Below are 20086 nucleotides of genomic sequence, written 5' to 3' on the forward strand. Positions count from 1 at the left end.
GCTTTTTTCTTGAAGCGTGCCGGATCAGCCGACGTGCTTGGCAAAGAAGGCCAGCACGCGTTCACGCGCCGGCTTCGCCGCCTCGGCGTTGTACGAGCCGCGCTGGTCGCAGTTGAAGCCGTGGTCGGCCTCGTAGACATGCACGTCCACCTCGGGGTGCGCCTTCTTGAAGGCCTCGATGGTGTCCAGCGGAATCCAGTGGTCGCGGTTGCCGAACTGCGCGAGCACCGGCACCTTCGGCTGGCGCGCGCTTTCTTCCGGCGTCGTCATGCCACCACCGTAGTACGGCGCGGCAGCGGCCAGGCCCGGCAGCAGGGCCGCGGCGCGCCAGACCAGCAGGCCGCCCCAGCAATAGCCGACGATGCCGACCTTGCCCGCCTTCGAGGCGTAGGCGATCGCGGCTTCGAGGTCCTGCAGCACGCCGGGCGCGGGCAGCGCCTCGACCGCGGTCTTGTAGCTGAAGCCAGTCTTCATGTCGTCGTCGCTGTAGCCCAGCTCGACGCCGGGCTTGACGCGGTGGAAAGTCGACGGCGCCACGGCCAGGTAGCCGTCGGCCGCATAGCCGTCGGCCACCGAGCGGATGTGCGAGTTCACGCCGAAGATTTCCGGCACCACCACCACGGCACCGCGCGGCGTGCCCGCGGGCTCGGCCACGTAGGCGGGAAAGGTGAAGCCGTCCTTGGCGGTGAGATCGATGAATTGGCCCATGGGGTCCTCCTGAAAACAATGGAATGAAAAAACGGGTGGGCTTGCGCCTTACGCGCGCAACGCCCGCTCGACGAAATCGAGCCGGTCCTGGCCCCAGAAGATCTCGCCGTCGATCACGTAGCTCGGCGCGCCGAACACCTGGATGTCGATCGCTTCCTGCGTGTAAGCCTCGTAACGTTCCTGCACCGCCTGGCTCTGCGATTGCTCGGCGCGCTTGGCCGGCAAGCCGCATTCCGCGACCAGGGCTTCGAGCAGGTTCGGGTCGCCGATGTTCCGCTCCTGCACCCACACGGCCGCAAACACCGCCGCGCTGATGCGCATCGCGGCCTCGGTGCCGTCGTGCAGGTCGACCGCGATGATCAGCCGCGCCGCATCGTCGCCAGCCACCGGAAAGAACTTCGGCTTCGGGTTCAGCGGCAGGCCCAGGTGCTTCGAGAAGCGCGCCAGCTCGAGCAGCCGGTAGGCCTGGCGCTGCGGCGCGCGCTTGCCCAGCGGCAGCCCGCCCGACACGGGGAACACGCTGCCCATGTCGATGGGCCGCACGCGCACGGTGGCGCCAGCGGCCGCGGCGATGGCGGCAAAGCGGGTATGCCCCAGATAGGTCCACGGACTCTGTGGCGCAAAGTAATAGTCGATCGTCTTGTGCATTCAATAACCTCCGTGCTTCGCACTGCGGTGCGAGCTGGCTTGGGGCGGCGCGGCGCTCACGCCGATGCGCGGGCCCTCGATGATGTAATCCAAGCGAACGGTTTTAACTGACACACAGTTTCTCTGCAGGAGGTGGGATTTGGACCAGGTGCTCTTGATCACCGGCGGTGGACGCGGCATTGGTGCCGCCACGGCCTTGCTCGCCGCGAAGCGCGGCTATGCCGTGGCCGTGAACTACGCCAGCAACTCGCTGGCCGCCGACGAGGTGGTGCGCACCATCCGCGCGGGCGGCGGCACCGCCATGGCGGTGCAGGCCGACGTGGGCGACGAGGCCCAGGTGCTCGCGATGTTCGCGAAGGTCGACGCCAGGCTCGGGCGCCTCACCGCGCTCGTGAATAACGCCGGCGTGGTCGACGTGCAGGCGCGCGTCGACGCCATGAGCGTGGCGCGCCTGGAGCGCATGTTCCGCATCAACGTGATCGGCAGCTTCGTCTGCGCGCGCGAGGCCGTGAAGCGCATGAGCACGAAGTACGGCGGCGCGGGCGGCGCCATCGTCAACATCTCCAGCGGCGCCGCGCGCCTGGGCTCGCCGGGCCAGTACGTCGACTACGCGGCCAGCAAGGCCGCCATCGACACCCTGACCATCGGCCTGGCCAAGGAAGTGGCCACCGAAGGCATCCGCGTGAACGCCGTGCGCCCCGGCCTCATCGACACCGAGATCCACGCCTCGGGCGGCATGCCCGACCGCGCCGCCGAACTCGCGCCCACCGTGCCGATGCAGCGCACCGGCAGCCCCGAGGAAATCGCGGGCGCCATCCTGTGGCTGCTCTCGCCCGAGGCCAGCTACACCACCATGGCCCTGCTCGACGTGACCGGAGGACGATAACGATGAGCACCTCCATGGACCTCATCAAGCCGCTGGTCACGCTGGTGGCCATCGTCAACCCGCTGGCCATCGTGCCCTTCTTCATCCACTACACGCAGGACTACTCCGACGCCCAGCGCAAGCGCACGGTGCGCATGTCGGCGTTCAGCGCCTTCGTGGTGATTGCCGTGAGCGCGCTCATCGGGCTGCAGCTGCTGTCCTTCTTCGGCATCTCGATCGCGAGCTTCCAGGTCGGCGGCGGGCTGCTGCTGCTCATGAGCTCGATCTCGATGCTCAACGCGCAACCGGCCGAGAGCAAGACCAACGTCGACGAGCTGCGCGCGGTCGAAGTGAAGGCGTCGATGGGCGCCTCCATCGCGGTGGTGCCACTCACCATTCCGCTGCTCACCGGCCCGGCCGCCATCTCCACCGTGGTGATCTACGCCGACAAGGCGCGCCACCTGTGGGAGCTGGCGGTGCTGGTCGGCTATGGCGTGGTGGTGGCGCTGGCGACCGCGCTGGCCTTTTCGCTCGCGCAACCGATCGCGCGGGTGCTCGGCAAGACCGGCATCAACATCATGACGCGGCTGATGGGCCTGATCCTCGCGGCGCTCGCGGTCGAAGTGATGGCCGACGGGCTCGGCAAGCTGTTCCCGATCCTGTCGAAAGTCGCCTGAACAGGTTCGTTCAGGCCAGCATCTTCTCGATGACCTTCCAGTGCGCCGGCTCCACCGGCGTGATCGACAGCCGGTTGCCCTTGCGCAGGATGACCAGATCGGCCAGCTCGGGCTTGGCGCGCAGCTCGGGCAACGCCAGCAGCCGGGTCTTGCGCACCGCCTGCACATCGACCAGCAGCCAGCGCGGGTCTTCCTTCTTCGCGCCGGCGTCGTAGTACGGCGACTTCGGATCGAACTGCGTCGGATCGGGTTGGATGCCCGAGGCCACGCGCGCGATGCCGGCGATGCCGGGCTCGGGGCAGCTCGAGTGATAGAACAGCACGCCGTCGCCGACCTTCATGCCGTCGCGCATGAAGTTGCGTGCCTGGTAGTTGCGCACGCCGGTCCACGCCACGGTGGCACCGGGCGCGGCGAGGGCATCGTCGATCGAGACCTCGTCGGGCTCGGATTTCATCAACCAGTACTGGGGCATGGCGGCAGTCTCGCGAAGGGGATTTCGCGGAATATAGCCGCTCGCCCCATTCCGGGGCGGCCCTCGTTTACGGCGTCACGTAATCGGAGACCACCACCCACTTGCCGTCCTTGATCTGCGACAGCCGCGACTGGTCGTTGCCCAGGCGCTTGGTGGCGGTGTAGGTGCTCTTCGGGCTGCCGAACATGTCGGGCTCGAAGGTGATGCTGTCCATCGCCTTGATGAAGCTGTCGGTCGTCAGGTTCGGGCCGGCCTTGGTGGCGGCCTTGATGAACGAGTCGATGATCACGTAGCCGTACACCGAGAACACGGTCGGGTCTTCGTTGAACTTGGTCTTGTACTTGTTGGCCCAGAAGCGCAGCGGCTGCGACTGCTCGTCGGTGTAGGGGTTCTGCACCGTCATGGTGGCGTACACGCCGTCCATGGCCTTGCCGCCCAGCTTGTGGATCAGGTCGGTGTAGGCCGCGCTCGAACCCAGGAAGGTCGGGTTGAAGCCGGTCTTGCGCGACTCGCCCACCGTGCCGATGGTCTCGCGGATGATGGTGCCGAGCACCACGAGGTCGCAGTTGGCGGCCTTCATCTTGGCGACCTGCGAGCTGAAGTCGGTGGCGCCGCGCTTGAACGAGGTCTTCTCGGCCAGTTCCATGCCCGCGGCCTTCAGGCCGGCCTCGGCGCCGCGCTGCACCTCGAGGCCGAACTCGTCGTCCTGGTAGATCGTGCAGACCTTCTTGGCGCCCTTGTCCTTGATCATCTTGGGCAGCGCCAGGCGGATCTGGTCGTAGTAGGTGGCCGCGAACGAATACTTCAGCCGGTTCAGCGGCTCGTACATTTCGCGCGCCGCCGTGATGGGCATGTAGTTGATGACGTTCTTGTCGAACTGCACCGGCATCGCCGCCATGTTCTGCGCCGTGCCGATGTGGCCGGCCATGATGAATATCTTTTCCTGGTTGACCAGCTTCTGCGCCGCCAGCACCGCCTTCTTCGGGTCGTAGCCCGAGTCTTCGACGAAGAGCTTGAGCTTGCGGCCGTTGAGCGTGCCCTGCTCGTTGAGTTCGTCCACGCGCAGCTGCATGCCGTTGCGCGCCTGCTTGCCGAAGCCCGCGAGCGGACCCGACAGGTCCTGGATGGTGCCGATGCGGATCTCGTCCTTGGTCACGCCCTGCTGCGCCGACGCGAGCGTCGCGATCAGGCCCAGCACAGCCAGCGTCGTCAATGTCTTGAGCTTCGTCATAGCGTTGTCTCCTCGGGTTGGCAAAAAAGAGGTCAGCGGTACATGGCGTCGATGCGCTGCGCGTACTTGGTCTGCACCAGCTTGCGCTTGAGCTTCATCGTGGGCGTGAGCTCCTCGTCCTCGGCGCTGAGCTGCGTCTCGAGCAGGAAGAACTTCTTGATCTGCTCGACGCGCGCGAACTTGGCGTTGACGCGATCGATCTCGCCCTGGATCAGGTCCTGCACTTCCTGCGTGCGCGTCAGGCTCTCGTAGTTGCTGAACGGCACGTCGTGGTCCTGCGCGAATTTCTCGACGTTCTCCTGGTCGATCATGACGATCACCGTGAGGTAGGGCCTCTTGTCGCCGATCACCACGGCATCGGTGATGTAGAGGCTGAACTTGAGCTCGTTCTCCAGCTCGCTCGGGGTCACGTTCTTGCCGCCTGCCGTGATGATGATGTCTTTCATCCGGTCGGTGATGCGGAAATACCCGTCCTCGTCCATCACGCCCACGTCGCCCGTGTGCAGCCAGCCGTCGGCGTCGATGGTCTCGGCGGTCTTCTCCGGCAGATTCAAATAGCCCATGAAGACGTTGGGGCCGCGCACCAGGATCTCGCTGGTGGCCGGATCGATGCGCACCTCGTTGTAGCCCGTGGCCGGCCCGATGGAGCCCGGCTTGATGCGGGTGACGGGCACGGCCGTGGACGCACCGCACGACTCCGTCATGCCCCACACCTCGAGCATGGGCACGCCCAGCGCGAGGTACCACTTGACCAGCTCGGGCGAAATGGGCGCCGCGCCAGTCACGAGAAAGCGCGCGCGATGGATGCCGATGAGCTTGCGCGCGTTGTCCAGCGCCAGCAGCCGCGCCAGCCGGAACTTCAGGCGCAGCCCCGTGCCGATCTCCTGGCCCGCGAGCACCTTGTTGGCGATGGTCTCGCCCACGCCGATGCTCCAGTGGTAGGCGGCCTGCTGCAGCGGGCTGGCCTCCTTCAGCGCGATCATCACGCCCGAATAGAACTTCTCCCAGACGCGCGGCACGCCGGTGAACACCGTCGGCGCGATCTCGCGCACGTTCTCGGGCACCGTCTCGGGGTTCTCGACGAAGTTGAGGATCGAGCCGGTGTACATCGCGAAGTACTCGCCGCCCATGCGCTCGGCGATGTGGCACAGCGGCAGGAAGCACATGCGCTCGTCCTTCTCGTCCTGCGCGATGAGCGTGTTGTAGCCGCGCGCGGTGTACACCAGCCCCGCGTGGCTGTGCATCGCGCCCTTGGGCTTGCCGGTGGTGCCCGAGGTGTAGACCAGAATCGCCAGGTCTTCGGGCCGGCAGGCCGCCACGCTGCGCTCCACCGCCTGCGGATCGCCCGCCAGGTGCGTGCGGCCGAGGGCGCGCAGCGCATCGAGGCTCATCACGCCCGGGTCGTCGAGTTCGCGCAAGCCTTCCATGTCGAACACGACCACGCGGCGCAGGCCGGGCAGGCGGGCGCGCACCTCGAGCGCCTTGTCGAGCTGCTCGTCGTCTTCCACGAAAAGCACCGTGGTGCGCGAGTCTTCGCACAGATACTGCACCTGCGAGGCGGCGTCGGTCGGGTAGATGCCGTTGGAGACGCCGCCGCAGCTGAGCACAGCCAAGTCGGCCAGCACCCACTCGATGACGGTGTTCGAAAGAATGGACGCGCACTCGCCGCGCGTGAAGCCGATGGCCTGCAGCCCGGCCGCGATCTCGCGCACGGCCTCGGCGGTCTGGCGCCAGCTCCAGCTGCGCCAGATGCCCAGCTCCTTCTGCCGCATCCAGATGTTGTCGCCGCGCTGGCGCACGGCGTTCCAGAACATGGCCGAGAGTGTCTCGCCGGGCACGAGGATGTCGTGGCCGGGTTCGATGGTTCGCAGATCCCAGAGTCCTTGCATGGCGACGGCTACCTCCAGGTCTTCTTCTTTTTCCAGCGCCGCTCGCCGCGCACGCCGTCGTCCTTGACACCGAGGTAGAACTCCTTGATGTCGTCCTTCTCGCGCAGGCGTTCGCACGAGTCTTCCATGACGATGCGGCCGTTCTCCAGCACGTAGCCGTGGTCGGCGGCGTTGAGCGCCATGTTCGCGTTCTGCTCCACCAGCAGGATGGTGGTGCCGCGCTCGCGGTTGATGCGCACCACGATCTCGAAGATTTCCTTGGTGAGCTTGGGGCTCAGGCCCAGGCTGGGTTCGTCCAGAAGAATGAGGTGCGGCGCCGCCATGATGGCGCGCGAGATGGCCAGCATCTGCTGCTGCCCGCCCGAGAGCAGGCCGGCGTCCTGCGTGGCGCGTTCGCGCAGGATCGGGAAATAGGTGAAGACGGTCTCGATGTCCCGTGCCACGCCGTCGCGGTCCTTGCGCGTGTAGGCGCCCATCAGCAGGTTGTCCTTCACCGACAGCAGCGGGAACACCTCGCGCCCTTCGGGCACGTGGCTCAGCCCCTGCTGCACGATGAAAGCCGGGTCTTTCGCCGTGATGTCCTGCCCCTGGAACTCGATACTGCCCTTGCGCGGATCGATGATCCCCGAGATGGTCTTGAGGATCGTCGTCTTGCCCGCGCCGTTGGAGCCGAGCACCGTCGCGATCTCGCCCTTGCGCACCTTCAGGCTCACGCCGCGGATGGCCTTGATGGGGCCATAGGCGCTTTCGACGTTGAGCAGTTGAAGCACGACGTCGCTCATGCCGCTGCTCCCTGATTCAAGGCGAAACATGCAGAGCCATCACGCCACCACCAAGCCCGGTGTGCGGTGCGGCGTGGGCGCCCCCTCTGTGCCGCCGAGGAGCGCAGCGTTTCGCGGATCAGGGCTCGCAGCTGTTTGAGCGAAGCGAGTTCTGCGAGACCCCGCGAAACGCGAGCACCGCAGGGGAGCCGCGCAGCGGCCGGCGCAGTGGGGGCGACCGCGCCGTGCCGTGCACCGGGCGTCTCCAAAGAGGTAACGAAGAAGCAAGTCACGCCACCACCCTCCGCAAACTGCTCACGTCATCCACAGTCCCAAGGTAAGCCTCGATGACCCGCGAATCCGCCTGCACCTCACGCGGAGACCCCGTAGCCAGCACCTCCCCCTGGTTCATGGCAAGCACGCGATCCGACACCTTGGAAACCAGCGACATGTCGTGCTCGACCATCAACACCGACACCCCCAGCTCATGCTGGATGTCCTGAATCCAGAACGCCATGTCCGCCGTCTCCTCGACATTGAGCCCCGAAGAAGGCTCGTCGAGCAGCAGCAGCTTGGGCTCGGTGCACAGCGCGCGCGCCAGCTCCACCACCTTGCGCACGCCGTAGGGCAGCCCCGCCACCATCGAATCGCGGTAGTGCTGCAGGTCGAGCAGGTCGATCACCTGCTCCGCCTTCTCGCGCGCCGCGATCTCGGCGCGGCGCGTGGCCGGCGTGAAGAACACCTCGCTCCAGAAGCCTGTCTGCCGGTGCGTGTGGCGCCCGATCAGCAGGTTGTGCAGCACCGTCGCATGCTCGAACAGCTCGATGTTCTGGAAGGTGCGCGCAATGCCCAGTGCGGCAATCGCATGCGGCGCCTGCTGCGTGAGCGCGATCGCCCCGCCCGCCTCGCCATGCCAGGTGATCTCGCCCGTGGTCGGCGTGTAGATGCGGCTGATCAGGTTGAACACCGTCGTCTTGCCCGCGCCGTTCGGGCCGATGAGCGTGAACACCTCGCCGCGCCGCACGTCGAAGCTCACCTTGTTGACCGCGAGCACGCCGCCGAAGCGCACGCTCAGGTCTTTCGCGGAAAGAAGGACGTCGTTGCTCATCTCAGCCGGTCCGATTTGGTGAACGACTTCTGCCGCTTGAACAAACCCTTGCGGTAGAACGGGAAGAGCTGCAGCCAGGTGCGGATCTTGAGCCAGCGCCCGTACAGCCCCAGCGGCTCGAACAGCACGAAGGCGATCAGCACCAGCCCGTACACCAGCCCCTGCAGGCCGGGCGCCTGCCCGACGACCGCTGGCAGCCAGTCCTTGCCCATCGAGATCAGCTGCGGCATCGCGATGAGAAAAATCGCGCCGAGGAACGCACCGTGCACCGAGCCCAGTCCGCCGATCACCACCATCAGCAGCAGGTCGATCGACTGCAGGATGTTGAACTGGTCCGGCGAGATGAAACTCAGCTTGTGCGCGTACAGAGCCCCGCCCAGACCCGCGAGCGCGGCCGAGATCGCGAACGACATCGTCTTGTAGCGCGCCAGGTGGATGCCCATGCTCTGCGCCGAAATCTCCGAATCGCGGATCGCGACGAAGGCACGCCCCGTCGGCGAGCGCAGCAGGTTCAGGATGCCCAGCGTGGACACCACCGCGACCACCAGGCAGAGAAAGTAGAAGCCTTCGCCCGAGCCCAGCGACCAGCCGAACAGCTGCGGCGACTTCACATGCAGGCCCGCGTTGCCGCCCGTCACGCTTTCCCAGCGCGCGAACACCTCCTCGACGATGAAGCCGAACGACAGCGTCGCGATGCCCAGGTAGATGCCCTTCACGCGCAGCGCCGGCATCGCCACCACCACGCCCACCACCGCCGACAGCGCGGCCGACGCGAGCAGCGCGAGCGGAAACGGCACGCCCATGTTCGTCAGCACGCCCTGCGTGTACGCGCCCGTTCCGAGAAACGCCGCATGCCCGATGGAGAACTGCCCCGTGAAGCCCGCCAGCAGCATCAGCCCCAGCCCGACGATGCCGTAGATCAGCACGAAGGTCAGCTGCGCGAGCCAGTACTCGTCGATGACCCACGGCGCGACGAGCAGGAAGGCCACGAGCAGGCTGTACCAGAGCACGTGGCCGCCGTGCCGCGCGAGGCGGATGTCCTGGTCGTAGCTGGTCTTGAAGATGAAGCGCATGGGATGTTCAGACCTTCTTGCGCAGCTTCTCGCCGAACAGACCGTTCGGCTTGATCATGAGCATCAGCAGCACCACGATGTACGGCGCCGTGTCCTTGAAACCGTCGGGCAGGTAAAAGCCCGCGAACGACTCGACGATGCCGATCACCAGCCCGCCGACGATCGCGCCCGGCAAGCTGCCGAAGCCACCGACCACCGCGGCAGGAAAGGCCTTGAGCCCGATGAAGCCCATGTTGGCGTGCACGAAGGTGATGGGCGCGAGCAGCATGCCCGCGATGGCGGCCACCGCAGCAGCGAGCCCCCACACCAGCCCGTTGAGCCGCTTCACCGGAATGCCCATGTAGTAGGCCGCGAGCTGGTTCTGCGACGAGGCCTGCATCGCGATGCCCAGCTTGCTGTAACGGAACATCGCGAACAGCAGGCCGCACAGGATGGCGGTCGCAATGATGATCACGAGCTGCTCGAGGTTCACCACCAGCTCGCCGAGCTTCCAGATCTGGTCCTTGTAGGGCACGGCCAGCGTGTGGGTGTCGGTGCCGATGCCCGGCACCATGGTGATGAGGCCGCGCGCCACGTAGGCGATGCCGATGGTCAGCATCACGATCGAGAACTGCGGCTGCCCGAGGATCGGGCGGATCACCACCAGCTCGAGCAGCACGCCGAAGGCCGCCATGGCCACCACGGCCAGCAACGCCGCGAGCCAGAACGGCATGCCGAACAGCGACATGCCCGCGAAGGCACCGAACGCGCCCAGCATCATCAGGTCGCCCTGCGCGAAGCTCACCGTTTCGGTGGCCTTGTAGATCAGCACGAAGCCCAGCGCGATGAGGCCGTAGATGCAACCTTGCGCAATGCCCGAGAGCAGGAGTTGGAGGATCTGCATGCGACGCCGTCCCGCCCGCCGTTACTGCCGGAACCCGCCGGCCGCATCGTGCAGCGCGAGGCGGCGCGAGCCCGCCACGATGTCGCTGGGCTTGAGCCCGTAGACCTGGCGGATCGAATGGCTGAAGTGCGTGGAGTCGGGGTAGCCGGTGTCCAGCGCGATGTCGGTCAGCGTGCCGCTCTGATGCACGTAGCGCAGCAGGCTGCGCGCGCGCTTCCAGGCCCGGAAGCCGCGAAACGCCATGCCGGTCTCCTGCTTGAACAGATGCAAGAAGCGCGAGAACGACAGGTGCACCGAGGCCGCGCAGTCTTCCGCCGAAGCGGGCGCGGCCGGGTCGGCCACGAGCATGTCGACCACCTTGCGGATGCGCGCGTCGAGCGGGCGCGGCACGAGCGGGCCGTCGAAGAACAGCGCGTCGAAGTCGAAGCCGTCGAAGTCGATGCCGCGCGCCGATGACGCCAGCAGGTGGGCGTGGACCTCGCGCATGCGCTGCACGAAGGCCGGCGCATCGACCGGGCCGCAATGCTGCAGGAAGGCCGGCATGCGCGCGGGGTCGACCGACTCCGATTCGATCAGCAGGTTGAAGATCAGCGGGCAGGCGCTCTCGACCTGGTGCGGCACGTGCGGCGGCACCACGATGAACTCGCCGCTTTGCCAGGCCCCGCCGCCGATGCGGATGCGGTTGGGCGGCGCACCGGCGGGCGACACGTACACGCCGTGCCCGCCCATGGCGCGCTCGGCGGCGGCGCCGAGCAGCCCGGCGTAGAAGACGCGCTGCGGCGTGAGCCACATGAGGCGTTCGCCCTGCCGTGCATCGCCGCCCGAAGGCGTCGACGTCCTGGTTCGCTGCATGGTGTCTGTCTCCTGCATCGGTCGACGACGTCCGACCGGGGGGTGGCGCCGCGTTCGCTGGATCGTAGCGGCGGGGGCCTTGCGCGCGGCATCCATTTGCGCGGGGACTTTCCCTAGGCCGACGCGAACGCGCGGCGCAGTTCCGCCGCGCACAGCGCGACGGCGGTGTGGGCCTCGTCGAGCACCTTGCCCATGGTGATGAAGCCATGGATCTGGCGCTCGAAGCACACGTAGTTGGCGCGGTTGCCGGCGGCCGTGAGCGCCTCGGCATACGCCGCGCCTTCGTCGCGCAGCGGGTCGTAGCCGGCCGTGAGCACGAGCGCCGGCGGCAGGCCCGACAGGTCGGTGTGCAGCAGCGGCGAGGCGCGCCAGTCGAGGTCGTGCTTCGCGTCGGTGATGTAGTGGTCGTGGAAGTAGGTCATCGTGTCGCGCGTGAGCAGGTAGCCCTGCCCGTTCGCCTGGTGCGACGGATGGCCGCGGCGCATGTCGGTGGCCGGGTAGATCAGCAGCTGGAACACGATCGGCAGGTCGCCCGCATCGCGCGCCGCGATCGACGCCACGGCCGCGAGGTTGCCGCCCGCGCTGTCGCCGCCCACCGCGAGGCGGCTGGCATCGAGCCCCAGTGCGGCAGCTTCGCGGCGCACCCAGCGCGTGGCGGCGAGCACGTCGTCCACGGCGGTGGGAAAGCGATGCTCGGGGCCCATGCGGTAGTCGACCGCGACCACCGCGCAGCCCGCGCCGTTGGCCAGCTCGCGGCACAGCACGTCGTGCGTGTCGAGGTCGCCGATGACCCAGCCGCCGCCGTGGTAGTACACCAGCACGGGCAGCGGGCCCGGGCCTGCGCCGAGCGGCTTGTACAGCCGCACCGCAATGGTGCCGTGCGGCCCGTCGGCGGCGAGGTCGCGCACCTCGGCGACCTCGGCCGGCAGCGGCTGCGTGGCGGTGCGGCGCTCGCGGTAGTAGGCCCGCGCGTCGGCGGGCGACAGGGTGTGGGTCGGCGGAATGCCGCGCGCTTCGATGAAATCCAGCAAGGCGCGCGCCTGGGGATGCAGCATGGTGTCTCCGGTGAATCGAACGGAGCGCTCAGTGTGGAGGGCGGGGCGCCTGCGGGCTATCCGCATGCACCCGCACCCGACCGGCGTCCTGGCGACAAGACCCGCACCATGCCCGCACCGCTGCGGGGTCGCTTGCGAAAACTGGCTACCGGGGCCCGGCTCGCGGGTTCACCCGGAGGATTCGGTCGCTCAGGCCGTGCGGGGCTTCACGCGCGAAGCGGCTTCCTTGGCCAGCTGGCGGGCCGTGTCGGTGTCGGCCGCATGCACCAGCGCCACGCCCATGCGGCGCTTGACGAAGCTCTCGGGCTTGCCGAACAGGCGGATGTCGCTGCCGGGCACCTGCAGCGCCTCGGCCACGCCGTCGAAGGCGATGCCGGTGGCGTCGACGCCACCGTAGATCACGGCGCTGGCGCCCGGGCTCTTGAGCGAGGTGTCGACCGGCAGGCCGAGGATGGCGCGCGCATGCAGCTCGAACTCGTTCTGCCACTGCGTGGCCATGGTGACCATGCCAGTGTCGTGCGGACGCGGGCTGACCTCGCTGAACCAGACCTCGTCGCCCTTCACGAACAGCTCCACGCCGAACAGGCCCTGCCCGCCGAGATCGGCGGTGACGGCCTGCGCGATCTGCTGCGCCTTCTGCAGCGCGGCCGGCGCCATGGGGTGGGGCTGCCAGCTTTCCACGTAGTCGCCGCTGACCTGCACGTGGCCGATGGGGTCGCAGAACTTCGTTTCGACGGCGCCCGCCGCGTCTTTCGCGCGCACGGTCAGCAGCGTGATCTCGTAGTCGAAGTCGATGAAGCCCTCGACGATCACGCGGCCATGGCTCACGCGGCCGCCGGCCATGGCGTAGTCCCAGGCCTTCTGCACGTCGGCGGGGCCGTCGATCTTGCTCTGGCCCTTGCCGGAGCTGCTCATCACGGGCTTGACGATGCAGGGATACCCAATGCCGCCGTCGATGGCGGCCTGCAGCTCGGCCAGCGAATCGCAGAACTTGTAGGGGCTGGTCGGCACGCCCAGCGTCTCGGCGGCCAGGCGGCGGATGCCTTCGCGGTCCATCGTGAGGCGGGCGGCGCGGGCCGTGGGAATGACGCGCACCACGCCCGCGTCTTCCAGCTGCTGCAGCATGGGCGTGGCGATGGCCTCGATCTCGGGCACCACCAGCGTGGGCTTCTCGGCCTCGATCAGCGCTTTCAGCTGTTCAGGGTCGCTCATGGTGATGGTGCGCGCGTGGTGCGCCACCTGCTGGCCGGGGGCGTTCTCGTAGCGGTCGACGGCGATGGTCTCGACGCCCAGGCGCTGCAGGGCGATCAGCACCTCCTTGCCGAGCTCGCCGGAGCCGAGCAGCATCACGCGGGTGGCGGAAGGGGACAGGGGGGTGCCGAGGGTGGTCATGCGAGGGCTCGAAAAAATGGGGTTGAAAACAATCGCAGCACTGTAAGCCACCCCGGGCCGGTGTCGCCCACGGGAACGGCGGCCCCTCCGGGCTGATTCACAATTGCCGACATTGCGCGACGGCGGCCCCGCGCCCGCCCTCGCCTGCGTTTTCTTTTTTTGTTTCAAGGAGCATTTTTCATGACGATTCAGACTGTGGGCATCATCGGCGCCGGCACCATGGGCAACGGCATTGCCCAGGCCTGCGCGGTGTCGGGTGTCAACGTGGTGATGATCGACGTGGCCCAGGCCGCCGTCGACAAGGGCATCGCCACCATCTCGGGCAGCCTCGACCGCCTGATCAAGAAAGAAAAGCTCACGGCCGAGCAGAAGGCCGCGGCGCTGGCGCTGGTCAAGGGCTCGACCGACTACAACGACCTCAAGGGCGCGCAGCTGGTCATCGAGGCCGCCACCGAGAACCACGCGCTCAAGCTCAAGATCCTCAAGCAGGTGGACGAGCTGGTGGGCCCCGAGGTGATCATCGCGTCGAACACCTCGTCGATCTCGATCACGCAGCTGGCCGCCGCCACCTCGCGCGCCGACCGCTTCATCGGCATGCACTTCTTCAACCCGGTGCCGATGATGGCGCTGGTCGAGCTGATCCGCGGCTACCTCACGAGCGACGCCACGCACGACGCCGTGAAGGCGCTGGCCGAGAAGCTGGGCAAGTCGCCGATCACGGTGAAGAACGCGCCGGGCTTCGTGGTGAACCGCATCCTGGTGCCGATGATCAACGAGGCCTTCTTCGTGCTGGCCGAGGGCCTGGCCACGGCCGAGGACATCGACGCCGGCATGAAGCTGGGCTGCAACCAGCCCATCGGCCCGCTGGCGCTGGCCGACATGATCGGCCTGGACGTGTGCCTGGCCGTGATGGAGGTGTACCTGGAGCAGTTCGGCGACTCCAAGTACCGCCCTTGCCCGCTGCTGAAGGAAATGGTCGCCGCCGGCCAACTCGGTCGCAAGACCGGCCGAGGCGTCTACACCTACTGATCCGCAGCACCACGACGACAACAACAAGGAGACAAGACCGAATGACTGCGACCCCCACCACCCCGCCCGCCGAAGGCTGCATCGACACGCAGGTGCTCGACCACGTGCTGCTGATCGGCATCAACCGCCCCGCCAAGCGCAACGGCTGGACGCCGCCGATGTTCAGGCAGCTGGCCGAGGCCTACACGCGCCTGGACGACGACCCCAGCCTGCGCGTGGGCGTGCTGCATGCGTTCGGCGACCACTTCACGGCGGGCCTGGACCTGCCGGCGGTCACCGAGTACATGAAGCGCGGCGAGAAGGCGATTCCGGCCGGGCTGGTGGAGCCGCACGACTTCGGCCTGGAGGGCTACCGCCGCCGTACCAAGCCGATGGTGGCGGCCGTCAAGGGCATCTGCTTCACGGTGGGCATCGAGCTGATGCTGGGCGCCGACATCGTGGTGGCGGCCGACAACTGCCGCTTCTCGCAGATGGAAGTGCAGCGCGGCATCATGGCCACGGGCGGCGCCACGCTGCGCATGGCCGAGCGCGCGGGGCTGGGCAACGCGATGCTGCACCTGCTCACGGCCGACGAGTTCGGCAGCGCCGAGGCCTATCGCCTGAACTTCGTGCAGAAGGTGGTGCCGGCCGGCCAGGAGCTGGACGAAGCGCTGCAGATCGCGCAGCGCATCGCGGCCCAGGCGCCGCTGGCCGTGCAGGCCACGCGGCTCAACGTGCTCAAGGCGATCGAACACGGGCCGCTGGCGGCCGTGGCGGAATTCATCGAGACGCAGAAACGCCTGTCGAACAGCGAGGACGCGGCCGAGGGCGTGCGCTCCTTCATCGAGCGCCGGCCTGCGCGTTTCAGCGGCCGCTGAAGCCGCTGTCGGTGCCCGTTCCCTTTCCGTCGTCCACTGGAGCCCGCTGCATGCATGCTTTCCGTTCCCTCGTGCCCTTCTTCTTTCCACGCACGGCGCTGGCCGCCGCCTTCACCCTTCTTGCCGTGAACACCAGCCTCGCCCAGACCCCGCCGGCGCCCGCGCTGCCCGATCCCGCCGCCACCTCGGTCGAGGCGCTGGGCTGGATGCAGGGCTTTCCGCCGCCGCCCGACAAGCAGATCACCTTCGACAACCCGGTCGGCGGCGTGTACCCGCGCATCCGCTGGAGCTTCTCGCACGTGCGCGAAACGGTGCCCACGGCCAACGTGTGGCGCGGCCCCGGCGCCGCCAGCCCGCTGCCGGCGGCCACGCCGCGCATCGACATCGAGGCCGTGCGCTTCCAGCCCATGGGCGGCGGCGAGGCGCAGACCTTCGGCCAGATGATCGCGCGCACCTACACCGACGGCATCCTGGTGCTGCACCGCGGCCAGGTGGTCTACGAGAAGTACTTCGGCGCGCTCACGCCCGAGCGGCCGCACCTGGCGATGTCGGTCACCAAGTCGTTCGTGGGCACGCTGGCGGCCATCCTCGCGCAGGAAGGCACGCTCGACCCGTCGGCGCCGGTCACCAAGTACCTGCCCGAACTCAAGGACACGGCCTACGGCGACGCCACCGTGCGCCAGGTGATGGACATGACCATCGGCGTGCGCTACTCCGAGAACTACGCCGACCCGAAGGCCGAGGTCTGGGACTACGCGCGCGCCGGCGGCATGCTCACGCAGGGCGCCAACTACGCGGGCCCGAAGTCGTTCTACGAGTTCCTGGTCACGCTCAAGAAGGAAGGCACGCACGGCGACGCCTTTGCCTACAAGACGGTCAACGCCGAGGTGCTGGCCTGGATCGTGCGCCGCGCGTCCAACCGCTCGCTGGCCGACCTGCTGAGCGAAAAGATCTGGCGCCGCATCGGCGCCGAGCAGGACGCGTACTTCATGGTCGACCGCATCGGCACCGAGTCGGGCGGCGGCGGCCTGAACACCGTGCTGCGCGACATCGCGCGCTTCGGCGAGACGCTGCGCAACGGCGGGCGCGCGCCCAACGGGCAGCAGGCGATCGCCAAGGCGGTGGTCGACGACATCCAGCGCGGCGCCGATCCGGCCAAGTTCGCGAAGGCGGGCTACGCGCTGCTGCCGGGCTGGAGCTACCGGAACATGTGGTGGGTCTCGCACAACCCGCACGGCGCGTACATGGCGCGCGGCATCCACGGCCAGAGCATCTATGTCGATCCGAAGGCCGAGATGGTGATCGTGCGCTACGCCGCGCACCCGATCGCCGCCAACGCGGGCAACGACCCGCTCACCCTGCCCGCCTTCCAGGCCATGGGCGAGGCGCTGATGAAGCCCTGAGGCTCAGCCGGCGCGCTGCTTCGCGATGACGAGCAGGCCGTCCATGATCAGGCTCTCGACCAGCTCGAAGTGGCCGTTCATGGCGGGCGCCATCTTCCAGCCCGCGCCGCCGGTCATGAAGCAGGCCGGCTCGGCGCCGCAGTGCGAGCGCACGTGCTGCACCATGCGCTCGACCGCGCCCGCGATGGCGTAGGTGCCGCCGCTGGTCAGCGCGTCGCTGGTGTTGGTCGGAAACTCGCGCACCTCGCCGGTGGGCACGTGCAGGCCCGCCGTGCCCGACTCGAGCGCGCGCAGCATGATGCCGTGGCCCGGCAAGATGAGGCCGCCCAGGAACTTGCCGCTGGCATCGATCGCCTCCACGGTGACGGCCGTGCCGATCAGCACCACCACCATCGGCCGCTCGGGCCCTTGCGACAGCATGCGGTGGCGCGCGCCGATCATCGCCACGAAGCGGTCGGCGCCCAGCCGCGTCGGATGGTCGTAGCCGTTGACGATGCCGGCCTCGCCCGCGCTCGACACCACCCAGCGCGGGGCGCAGTCGAAGCGTTCGGTGATCTGCTCTTCGGCGCGCCGCCGCAAGGTGTCGCCGGCCACGACGCAGCCCAGCATGGACCCGGGCGCCGGCAGGTCGGCCCAGGGGCCGTCGGCCAGGCGTTCGATGTGGTCGAGAAACTCGGCACCATGGGCCTGCAGTGCCGCACCGGGGAAGGCCCCCTCGTAAAGCGCCCACTTGAGCCGGGTGTTGCCGATGTCGATGGCGAGGAAGGGGGAAGACATGCGCGCGATTATTGCGACTTTGTTGTTATTCCTGCTGGCGCCTCTTTGACAGTCGCGGCGCGGGCCTACGCGGAGCGTCCCGCTTCCGCCGCTACATTCGCCTTTTCCATCCACCACGGCACAAGGAGAACACCATGGGATTGCTCAGCTTCATCAAGGAAGCCGGTGAAAAACTGTTCGGCGGTTCGTCGGCCCAGGCGGCCACGCCCGATGCGAACACGGCAGCCGCCGCGGCCATCAAGACCTACATCGAGACCCAGAACCTCGGCCTCACCGGACTGGAAGTGACCTACACCGCCAGCAGCGGCGTCGTCACCCTCGCGGGCCAGGCGCCCTCGCAGGAAGCCAGCGAGAAAGCCGCGCTCGCCGCGGGCAACGTGGCCAACGTGACGAGCGTGGACAACAACCTCGTCGCCCCGGCCGCACCACCGGCCCAGTACCACGACGTGGTGCGCGGCGACACGCTCTCGGCCATCTCGAAGAAGTACTACGGCGATGCCAACAAGTACAACGTGATCTTCGAAGCGAACAAGCCGATGCTGTCGCACCCCGACAAGATCTATCCGGGACAGAAGCTGCGCATTCCGGCACTCTGACCCCCGCAACGGCGCCTCGCTAGGCGCCGTTGTGCCGCCAGGCCCCTGGCGACACGCCGTACTCGCGCTTGAACGCGCGGTTGAAAGCGGCTTCCGATTCGTAGCCCACGCCTTCGGCGATGCGCGCCAGGTTGCACTGGTCCTTGCGCAGCATGCCGGCGGCCAGGATCATGCGCCAGCGCGCCAGGTAGTGCATGGGCGGTGCGCCCACCAGTTCGGTGAAGCGGTCCGCCAGCACGCTGCGCGAGGTGTGGGTTTCGTGTGCCAGTGCATCGACCGTCCAGTTGCGCGCGGGCTCGGCGTGCATCAGCGCCAGGCAGCGGCTCACGTGGGGGTCGCGCAGGCCCGCCAGCCAGCCGGGGTTGTTGGCGGGCATGGATTCGATGTAGCCGCGCAGCACTTCGGTGAACAGCACTTCCGCCACCTTCGCGGCCACCATCTCCGAGCCGGGCGTGTGCGAGACCGCGTCCCCCAACACGAAGTGGACCGACTGCTCGATCCACGGGCCCGCCGGCCTGCTGCGCAGCGGCGTGGTGAACAGACGCGGAATGTTCGCCATGACGGGATGGGGCGCGTCGCCTTCGTACGCGAACCAGCTGCATACCAGCAAGGTGCGGTCGCCCTGGCCGCCGTAGCGGATGCGCTCCAGCTCGGGCGCCCGCGGGCTCACCACATGCGACATGTCGATGGCCGCATGGTGCAGGCCACTGCCCAGCGCATGCGAGTCGCCATGCGGCACGGCGATCACGTCGCCGGCGCACGCACGGACCGGTGCCTCACCGTCGACCTGGGCCCAGCATTCGCCTTGCAGCACCAGGTGGCAGATGGCGAGGCGTTGCGCGCCGGGCCTGAGCAGCTGCGCGATGTCCGTTCCCTTGGGTACCTTGAAACACCAGGGTGCATACATGTCCCCGTTCAGGAACAGCGCGCCCTCCAGGCGGATGGTCCGCAGCACGTCCGACAAGACATCCATGGTCACCTCCCGGCAAGCGAGGGCGGGGTTTCGGTCAACAAGTCCGGCGAGGCGGGCAATACGGGGCGGCTTCGCGTCGGCACCATAGGTCCTGGTCACCTTCGACCGATTCTAGACAGGAGTACCGCCATGCCCAAGTTCGTCATCGAGCGAGACATCCCCGGCGCCGGCCAGTTCACCGCGGCGGACCTGAAAGCCATCTCGCAAAAATCCTGCGGCGTGCTCAGCAGCATGGGCACCGACATCCAGTGGATCCACAGCTACGTGACCGGCGACCGGGTCTACTGCGTCTATCAAGCGACCGACGAGGCCCTCGTGCGCCGGCACGCGGAGCTCGGCGGCTTCCCGGCCAACCGCGTGGACCGGGTGTACAGCGTGATCGACCCGGCCACGGCCGAGTGAGGCGCGCGGCCTCTCCAGCCCTCTCTAGTTCTGGCGCCAGGGCAGCCCGCGCCGGCGCCAGCCGCCGGTCAGGCCGCGGTGCCCGTTCTCGTCCGGGTTGCCCTCGAAGCCTTCGAGGATGTTGTAGGCCTGCACGCCCAGCTCGGTCGCGCGCTTGGCCGCCGCGATCGAGCGCACGCCGCTGCGGCACAGCAGCACCAGCTTCTTGCCGCCCTCTGCGGCGGCGCGCACGCCGTCGTCGAAGGCCGGGTTCAGCGCCATGCCCGGCCACTGCTTCCAGGCCAGCGGCACGGCGCCGGGCACGTAGCCGACCCACTCGCGCTCGGCGTCGGTGCGCACGTCCACCAGCACGGCCTCGCCGCTCGCCATCCACTGCGCCGCCTGCTCGGGCGTCACGTCGCCGGCGTAGCCTTTTTCTCCAACGGGTTCACTCAT

General features: G+C 68.0%; 22 protein-coding genes. 7 read left to right on the forward strand and 15 right to left on the reverse strand.

All coding sequences use genetic code 11. The features are described from left to right. Positions 1–24: 24 nt before the first annotated feature. Both AC3WQM_RS30350 and AC3WQM_RS30355 read right to left on the reverse strand, forming a co-directional pair. Positions 25–708, reverse strand: a complete 684-nt coding sequence (locus AC3WQM_RS30350; RefSeq protein ID WP_492683645.1) for a dienelactone hydrolase family protein — start codon at positions 706–708, stop codon at positions 25–27. Positions 709–756: 48 nt separating this feature from the next. Continuing rightward, positions 757–1356 carry a 2-hydroxychromene-2-carboxylate isomerase gene (locus tag AC3WQM_RS30355; protein WP_139700430.1) on the reverse strand — a complete coding sequence of 200 codons (600 nt, stop codon included), beginning with the start codon at positions 1354–1356 and terminating at the stop codon, positions 757–759. 139 nt (positions 1357–1495) lie between these two features. On the opposite strand from AC3WQM_RS30355, the gene AC3WQM_RS30360 reads away from it, so the two are divergent. Together AC3WQM_RS30360 and AC3WQM_RS30365 are read left to right on the forward strand one after the other, a co-directional pair. Next, positions 1496–2242 (forward strand): SDR family oxidoreductase, encoded by a 747-nt coding sequence (locus AC3WQM_RS30360; protein ID WP_492683646.1) that lies wholly within the window; start codon positions 1496–1498, stop codon positions 2240–2242. A gap of 2 nt (positions 2243–2244) precedes the next feature. Continuing rightward, the gene (locus AC3WQM_RS30365) at positions 2245–2898 is read left to right on the forward strand and encodes a MarC family protein (protein WP_489061063.1); all 654 of its coding nucleotides are present in this window, start codon (positions 2245–2247) and stop codon (positions 2896–2898) included. Between the two features lie 10 nt (positions 2899–2908). Here the strand turns inward: AC3WQM_RS30365 and AC3WQM_RS30370 are convergent, their stop codons facing one another. From AC3WQM_RS30370 to purT, 10 genes are all read right to left on the reverse strand, one after another. After that, positions 2909–3370, reverse strand: coding sequence for an EVE domain-containing protein (locus tag AC3WQM_RS30370; protein WP_492683647.1), 462 nt, complete (start codon positions 3368–3370; stop codon positions 2909–2911). Between the two features lie 67 nt (positions 3371–3437). Further along, positions 3438–4601: an ABC transporter substrate-binding protein gene (locus tag AC3WQM_RS30375; RefSeq protein ID WP_095950251.1), complete on the reverse strand. Its 1164-nt coding sequence runs from the start codon at positions 4599–4601 to the stop codon at positions 3438–3440. Between the two features lie 32 nt (positions 4602–4633). Next, positions 4634–6490: an AMP-dependent synthetase/ligase gene (locus AC3WQM_RS30380; protein WP_095950252.1), complete on the reverse strand. Its 1857-nt coding sequence runs from the start codon at positions 6488–6490 to the stop codon at positions 4634–4636. Between the two features lie 8 nt (positions 6491–6498). Further along, positions 6499–7272, reverse strand: a complete 774-nt coding sequence (locus AC3WQM_RS30385) for an ABC transporter ATP-binding protein (RefSeq protein ID WP_056576626.1) — start codon at positions 7270–7272, stop codon at positions 6499–6501. Between the two features lie 268 nt (positions 7273–7540). Then, positions 7541–8359, reverse strand: a complete 819-nt coding sequence (locus tag AC3WQM_RS30390; RefSeq protein ID WP_095747054.1) for an ABC transporter ATP-binding protein — start codon at positions 8357–8359, stop codon at positions 7541–7543. After that, a complete protein-coding gene (locus tag AC3WQM_RS30395; RefSeq protein ID WP_139700436.1) occupies positions 8356–9432 on the reverse strand; it encodes a branched-chain amino acid ABC transporter permease in 1077 nt (358 codons plus the stop codon). The genes AC3WQM_RS30390 and AC3WQM_RS30395 overlap by 4 nt, the downstream gene beginning before the upstream one ends. 7 nt (positions 9433–9439) lie before the next feature. Further along, a complete protein-coding gene (locus tag AC3WQM_RS30400) occupies positions 9440–10315 on the reverse strand; it encodes a branched-chain amino acid ABC transporter permease (protein WP_153281760.1) in 876 nt (291 codons plus the stop codon). A 21-nt stretch (positions 10316–10336) separates the two neighbouring features. Then, positions 10337–11167 (reverse strand): helix-turn-helix domain-containing protein, encoded by an 831-nt coding sequence (locus AC3WQM_RS30405; protein WP_492683648.1) that lies wholly within the window; start codon positions 11165–11167, stop codon positions 10337–10339. Positions 11168–11280: 113 nt separating this feature from the next. Then, on the reverse strand, positions 11281–12222 hold the full coding sequence (gene lipP1, locus AC3WQM_RS30410) for a LipP1 family hormone-sensitive lipase (RefSeq protein ID WP_062478799.1): 942 nt from the start codon (positions 12220–12222) through the stop codon (positions 11281–11283). A 189-nt stretch (positions 12223–12411) separates the two neighbouring features. Beyond that, positions 12412–13614 (reverse strand): formate-dependent phosphoribosylglycinamide formyltransferase, encoded by a 1203-nt coding sequence (gene purT / locus AC3WQM_RS30415; RefSeq protein WP_369645466.1) that lies wholly within the window; start codon positions 13612–13614, stop codon positions 12412–12414. A 180-nt stretch (positions 13615–13794) separates the two neighbouring features. Here purT and AC3WQM_RS30420 point away from each other — a divergent pair, with 180 nt between their 5' ends. The 3 genes from AC3WQM_RS30420 to AC3WQM_RS30430 are packed head-to-tail and all read left to right on the forward strand — an operon-like array spanning position 13795 to position 16903. Further along, entirely contained in the window at positions 13795–14643 is an 849-nt protein-coding gene (locus tag AC3WQM_RS30420) for a 3-hydroxybutyryl-CoA dehydrogenase (RefSeq protein ID WP_390348149.1), read from the forward strand. A 41-nt stretch (positions 14644–14684) separates the two neighbouring features. Then, the gene (locus tag AC3WQM_RS30425; protein WP_390348147.1) at positions 14685–15500 is read left to right on the forward strand and encodes a crotonase/enoyl-CoA hydratase family protein; all 816 of its coding nucleotides are present in this window, start codon (positions 14685–14687) and stop codon (positions 15498–15500) included. A 50-nt stretch (positions 15501–15550) separates the two neighbouring features. After that, on the forward strand, positions 15551–16903 hold the full coding sequence (locus tag AC3WQM_RS30430; protein ID WP_489061070.1) for a serine hydrolase domain-containing protein: 1353 nt from the start codon (positions 15551–15553) through the stop codon (positions 16901–16903). Positions 16904–16906: 3 nt separating this feature from the next. Here the strand turns inward: AC3WQM_RS30430 and AC3WQM_RS30435 are convergent, their stop codons facing one another. Then, the gene (locus AC3WQM_RS30435; RefSeq protein ID WP_492683649.1) at positions 16907–17680 is read right to left on the reverse strand and encodes a type III pantothenate kinase; all 774 of its coding nucleotides are present in this window, start codon (positions 17678–17680) and stop codon (positions 16907–16909) included. Positions 17681–17814: 134 nt separating this feature from the next. Between AC3WQM_RS30435 and lysM the strand changes: the two genes are divergently transcribed. Next, a complete protein-coding gene (gene lysM / locus AC3WQM_RS30440) occupies positions 17815–18276 on the forward strand; it encodes a peptidoglycan-binding protein LysM (RefSeq protein WP_139700443.1) in 462 nt (153 codons plus the stop codon). Between the two features lie 19 nt (positions 18277–18295). Here the strand turns inward: lysM and AC3WQM_RS30445 are convergent, their stop codons facing one another. Beyond that, a complete protein-coding gene (locus tag AC3WQM_RS30445) occupies positions 18296–19249 on the reverse strand; it encodes an AraC family transcriptional regulator (RefSeq protein WP_492683650.1) in 954 nt (317 codons plus the stop codon). Between the two features lie 129 nt (positions 19250–19378). On the opposite strand from AC3WQM_RS30445, the gene AC3WQM_RS30450 reads away from it, so the two are divergent. After that, positions 19379–19651, forward strand: a complete 273-nt coding sequence (locus tag AC3WQM_RS30450; RefSeq protein WP_489061074.1) for a DUF4242 domain-containing protein — start codon at positions 19379–19381, stop codon at positions 19649–19651. A 24-nt stretch (positions 19652–19675) separates the two neighbouring features. On the opposite strand, the gene AC3WQM_RS30455 is transcribed toward AC3WQM_RS30450, so the two are convergent. Then, positions 19676–20086, reverse strand: coding sequence for a rhodanese-like domain-containing protein (locus AC3WQM_RS30455; protein ID WP_492683651.1), 411 nt, complete (start codon positions 20084–20086; stop codon positions 19676–19678).

Source organism: Variovorax sp. FW301-JW7, from assembly GCF_058788795.1.

What these genes read in the sequence shown, in the direction of transcription:
- AC3WQM_RS30350 (WP_492683645.1), bottom strand. Translation starts at nt 708, where the DNA reads ATGGGCCAATTCATCGATCTCACCGCCAAGGACGGCTTCACCTTTCCC.
- AC3WQM_RS30355 (WP_139700430.1), bottom strand. Translation starts at nt 1,356, where the DNA reads ATGCACAAGACGATCGACTATTACTTTGCGCCACAGAGTCCGTGGACC.
- AC3WQM_RS30365 (WP_489061063.1), top strand. Translation starts at nt 2,245, where the DNA reads ATGAGCACCTCCATGGACCTCATCAAGCCGCTGGTCACGCTGGTGGCC.
- AC3WQM_RS30370 (WP_492683647.1), bottom strand. Translation starts at nt 3,370, where the DNA reads ATGCCCCAGTACTGGTTGATGAAATCCGAGCCCGACGAGGTCTCGATC.
- AC3WQM_RS30375 (WP_095950251.1), bottom strand. Translation starts at nt 4,601, where the DNA reads ATGACGAAGCTCAAGACATTGACGACGCTGGCTGTGCTGGGCCTGATC.
- AC3WQM_RS30380 (WP_095950252.1), bottom strand. Translation starts at nt 6,490, where the DNA reads ATGCAAGGACTCTGGGATCTGCGAACCATCGAACCCGGCCACGACATC.
- AC3WQM_RS30385 (WP_056576626.1), bottom strand. Translation starts at nt 7,272, where the DNA reads ATGAGCGACGTCGTGCTTCAACTGCTCAACGTCGAAAGCGCCTATGGC.
- AC3WQM_RS30390 (WP_095747054.1), bottom strand. Translation starts at nt 8,359, where the DNA reads ATGAGCAACGACGTCCTTCTTTCCGCGAAAGACCTGAGCGTGCGCTTC.
- AC3WQM_RS30395 (WP_139700436.1), bottom strand. Translation starts at nt 9,432, where the DNA reads ATGCGCTTCATCTTCAAGACCAGCTACGACCAGGACATCCGCCTCGCG.
- AC3WQM_RS30400 (WP_153281760.1), bottom strand. Translation starts at nt 10,315, where the DNA reads ATGCAGATCCTCCAACTCCTGCTCTCGGGCATTGCGCAAGGTTGCATC.
- AC3WQM_RS30405 (WP_492683648.1), bottom strand. Translation starts at nt 11,167, where the DNA reads ATGCAGCGAACCAGGACGTCGACGCCTTCGGGCGGCGATGCACGGCAG.
- lipP1 (WP_062478799.1), bottom strand. Translation starts at nt 12,222, where the DNA reads ATGCTGCATCCCCAGGCGCGCGCCTTGCTGGATTTCATCGAAGCGCGC.
- purT (WP_369645466.1), bottom strand. Translation starts at nt 13,614, where the DNA reads ATGACCACCCTCGGCACCCCCCTGTCCCCTTCCGCCACCCGCGTGATG.
- AC3WQM_RS30420 (WP_390348149.1), top strand. Translation starts at nt 13,795, where the DNA reads ATGACGATTCAGACTGTGGGCATCATCGGCGCCGGCACCATGGGCAAC.
- AC3WQM_RS30425 (WP_390348147.1), top strand. Translation starts at nt 14,685, where the DNA reads ATGACTGCGACCCCCACCACCCCGCCCGCCGAAGGCTGCATCGACACG.
- AC3WQM_RS30430 (WP_489061070.1), top strand. Translation starts at nt 15,551, where the DNA reads ATGCATGCTTTCCGTTCCCTCGTGCCCTTCTTCTTTCCACGCACGGCG.
- AC3WQM_RS30435 (WP_492683649.1), bottom strand. Translation starts at nt 17,680, where the DNA reads ATGTCTTCCCCCTTCCTCGCCATCGACATCGGCAACACCCGGCTCAAG.
- lysM (WP_139700443.1), top strand. Translation starts at nt 17,815, where the DNA reads ATGGGATTGCTCAGCTTCATCAAGGAAGCCGGTGAAAAACTGTTCGGC.
- AC3WQM_RS30445 (WP_492683650.1), bottom strand. Translation starts at nt 19,249, where the DNA reads ATGGATGTCTTGTCGGACGTGCTGCGGACCATCCGCCTGGAGGGCGCG.
- AC3WQM_RS30450 (WP_489061074.1), top strand. Translation starts at nt 19,379, where the DNA reads ATGCCCAAGTTCGTCATCGAGCGAGACATCCCCGGCGCCGGCCAGTTC.
- AC3WQM_RS30455 (WP_492683651.1), bottom strand. Translation starts at nt 20,086, where the DNA reads ATGAGTGAACCCGTTGGAGAAAAAGGCTACGCCGGCGACGTGACGCCC.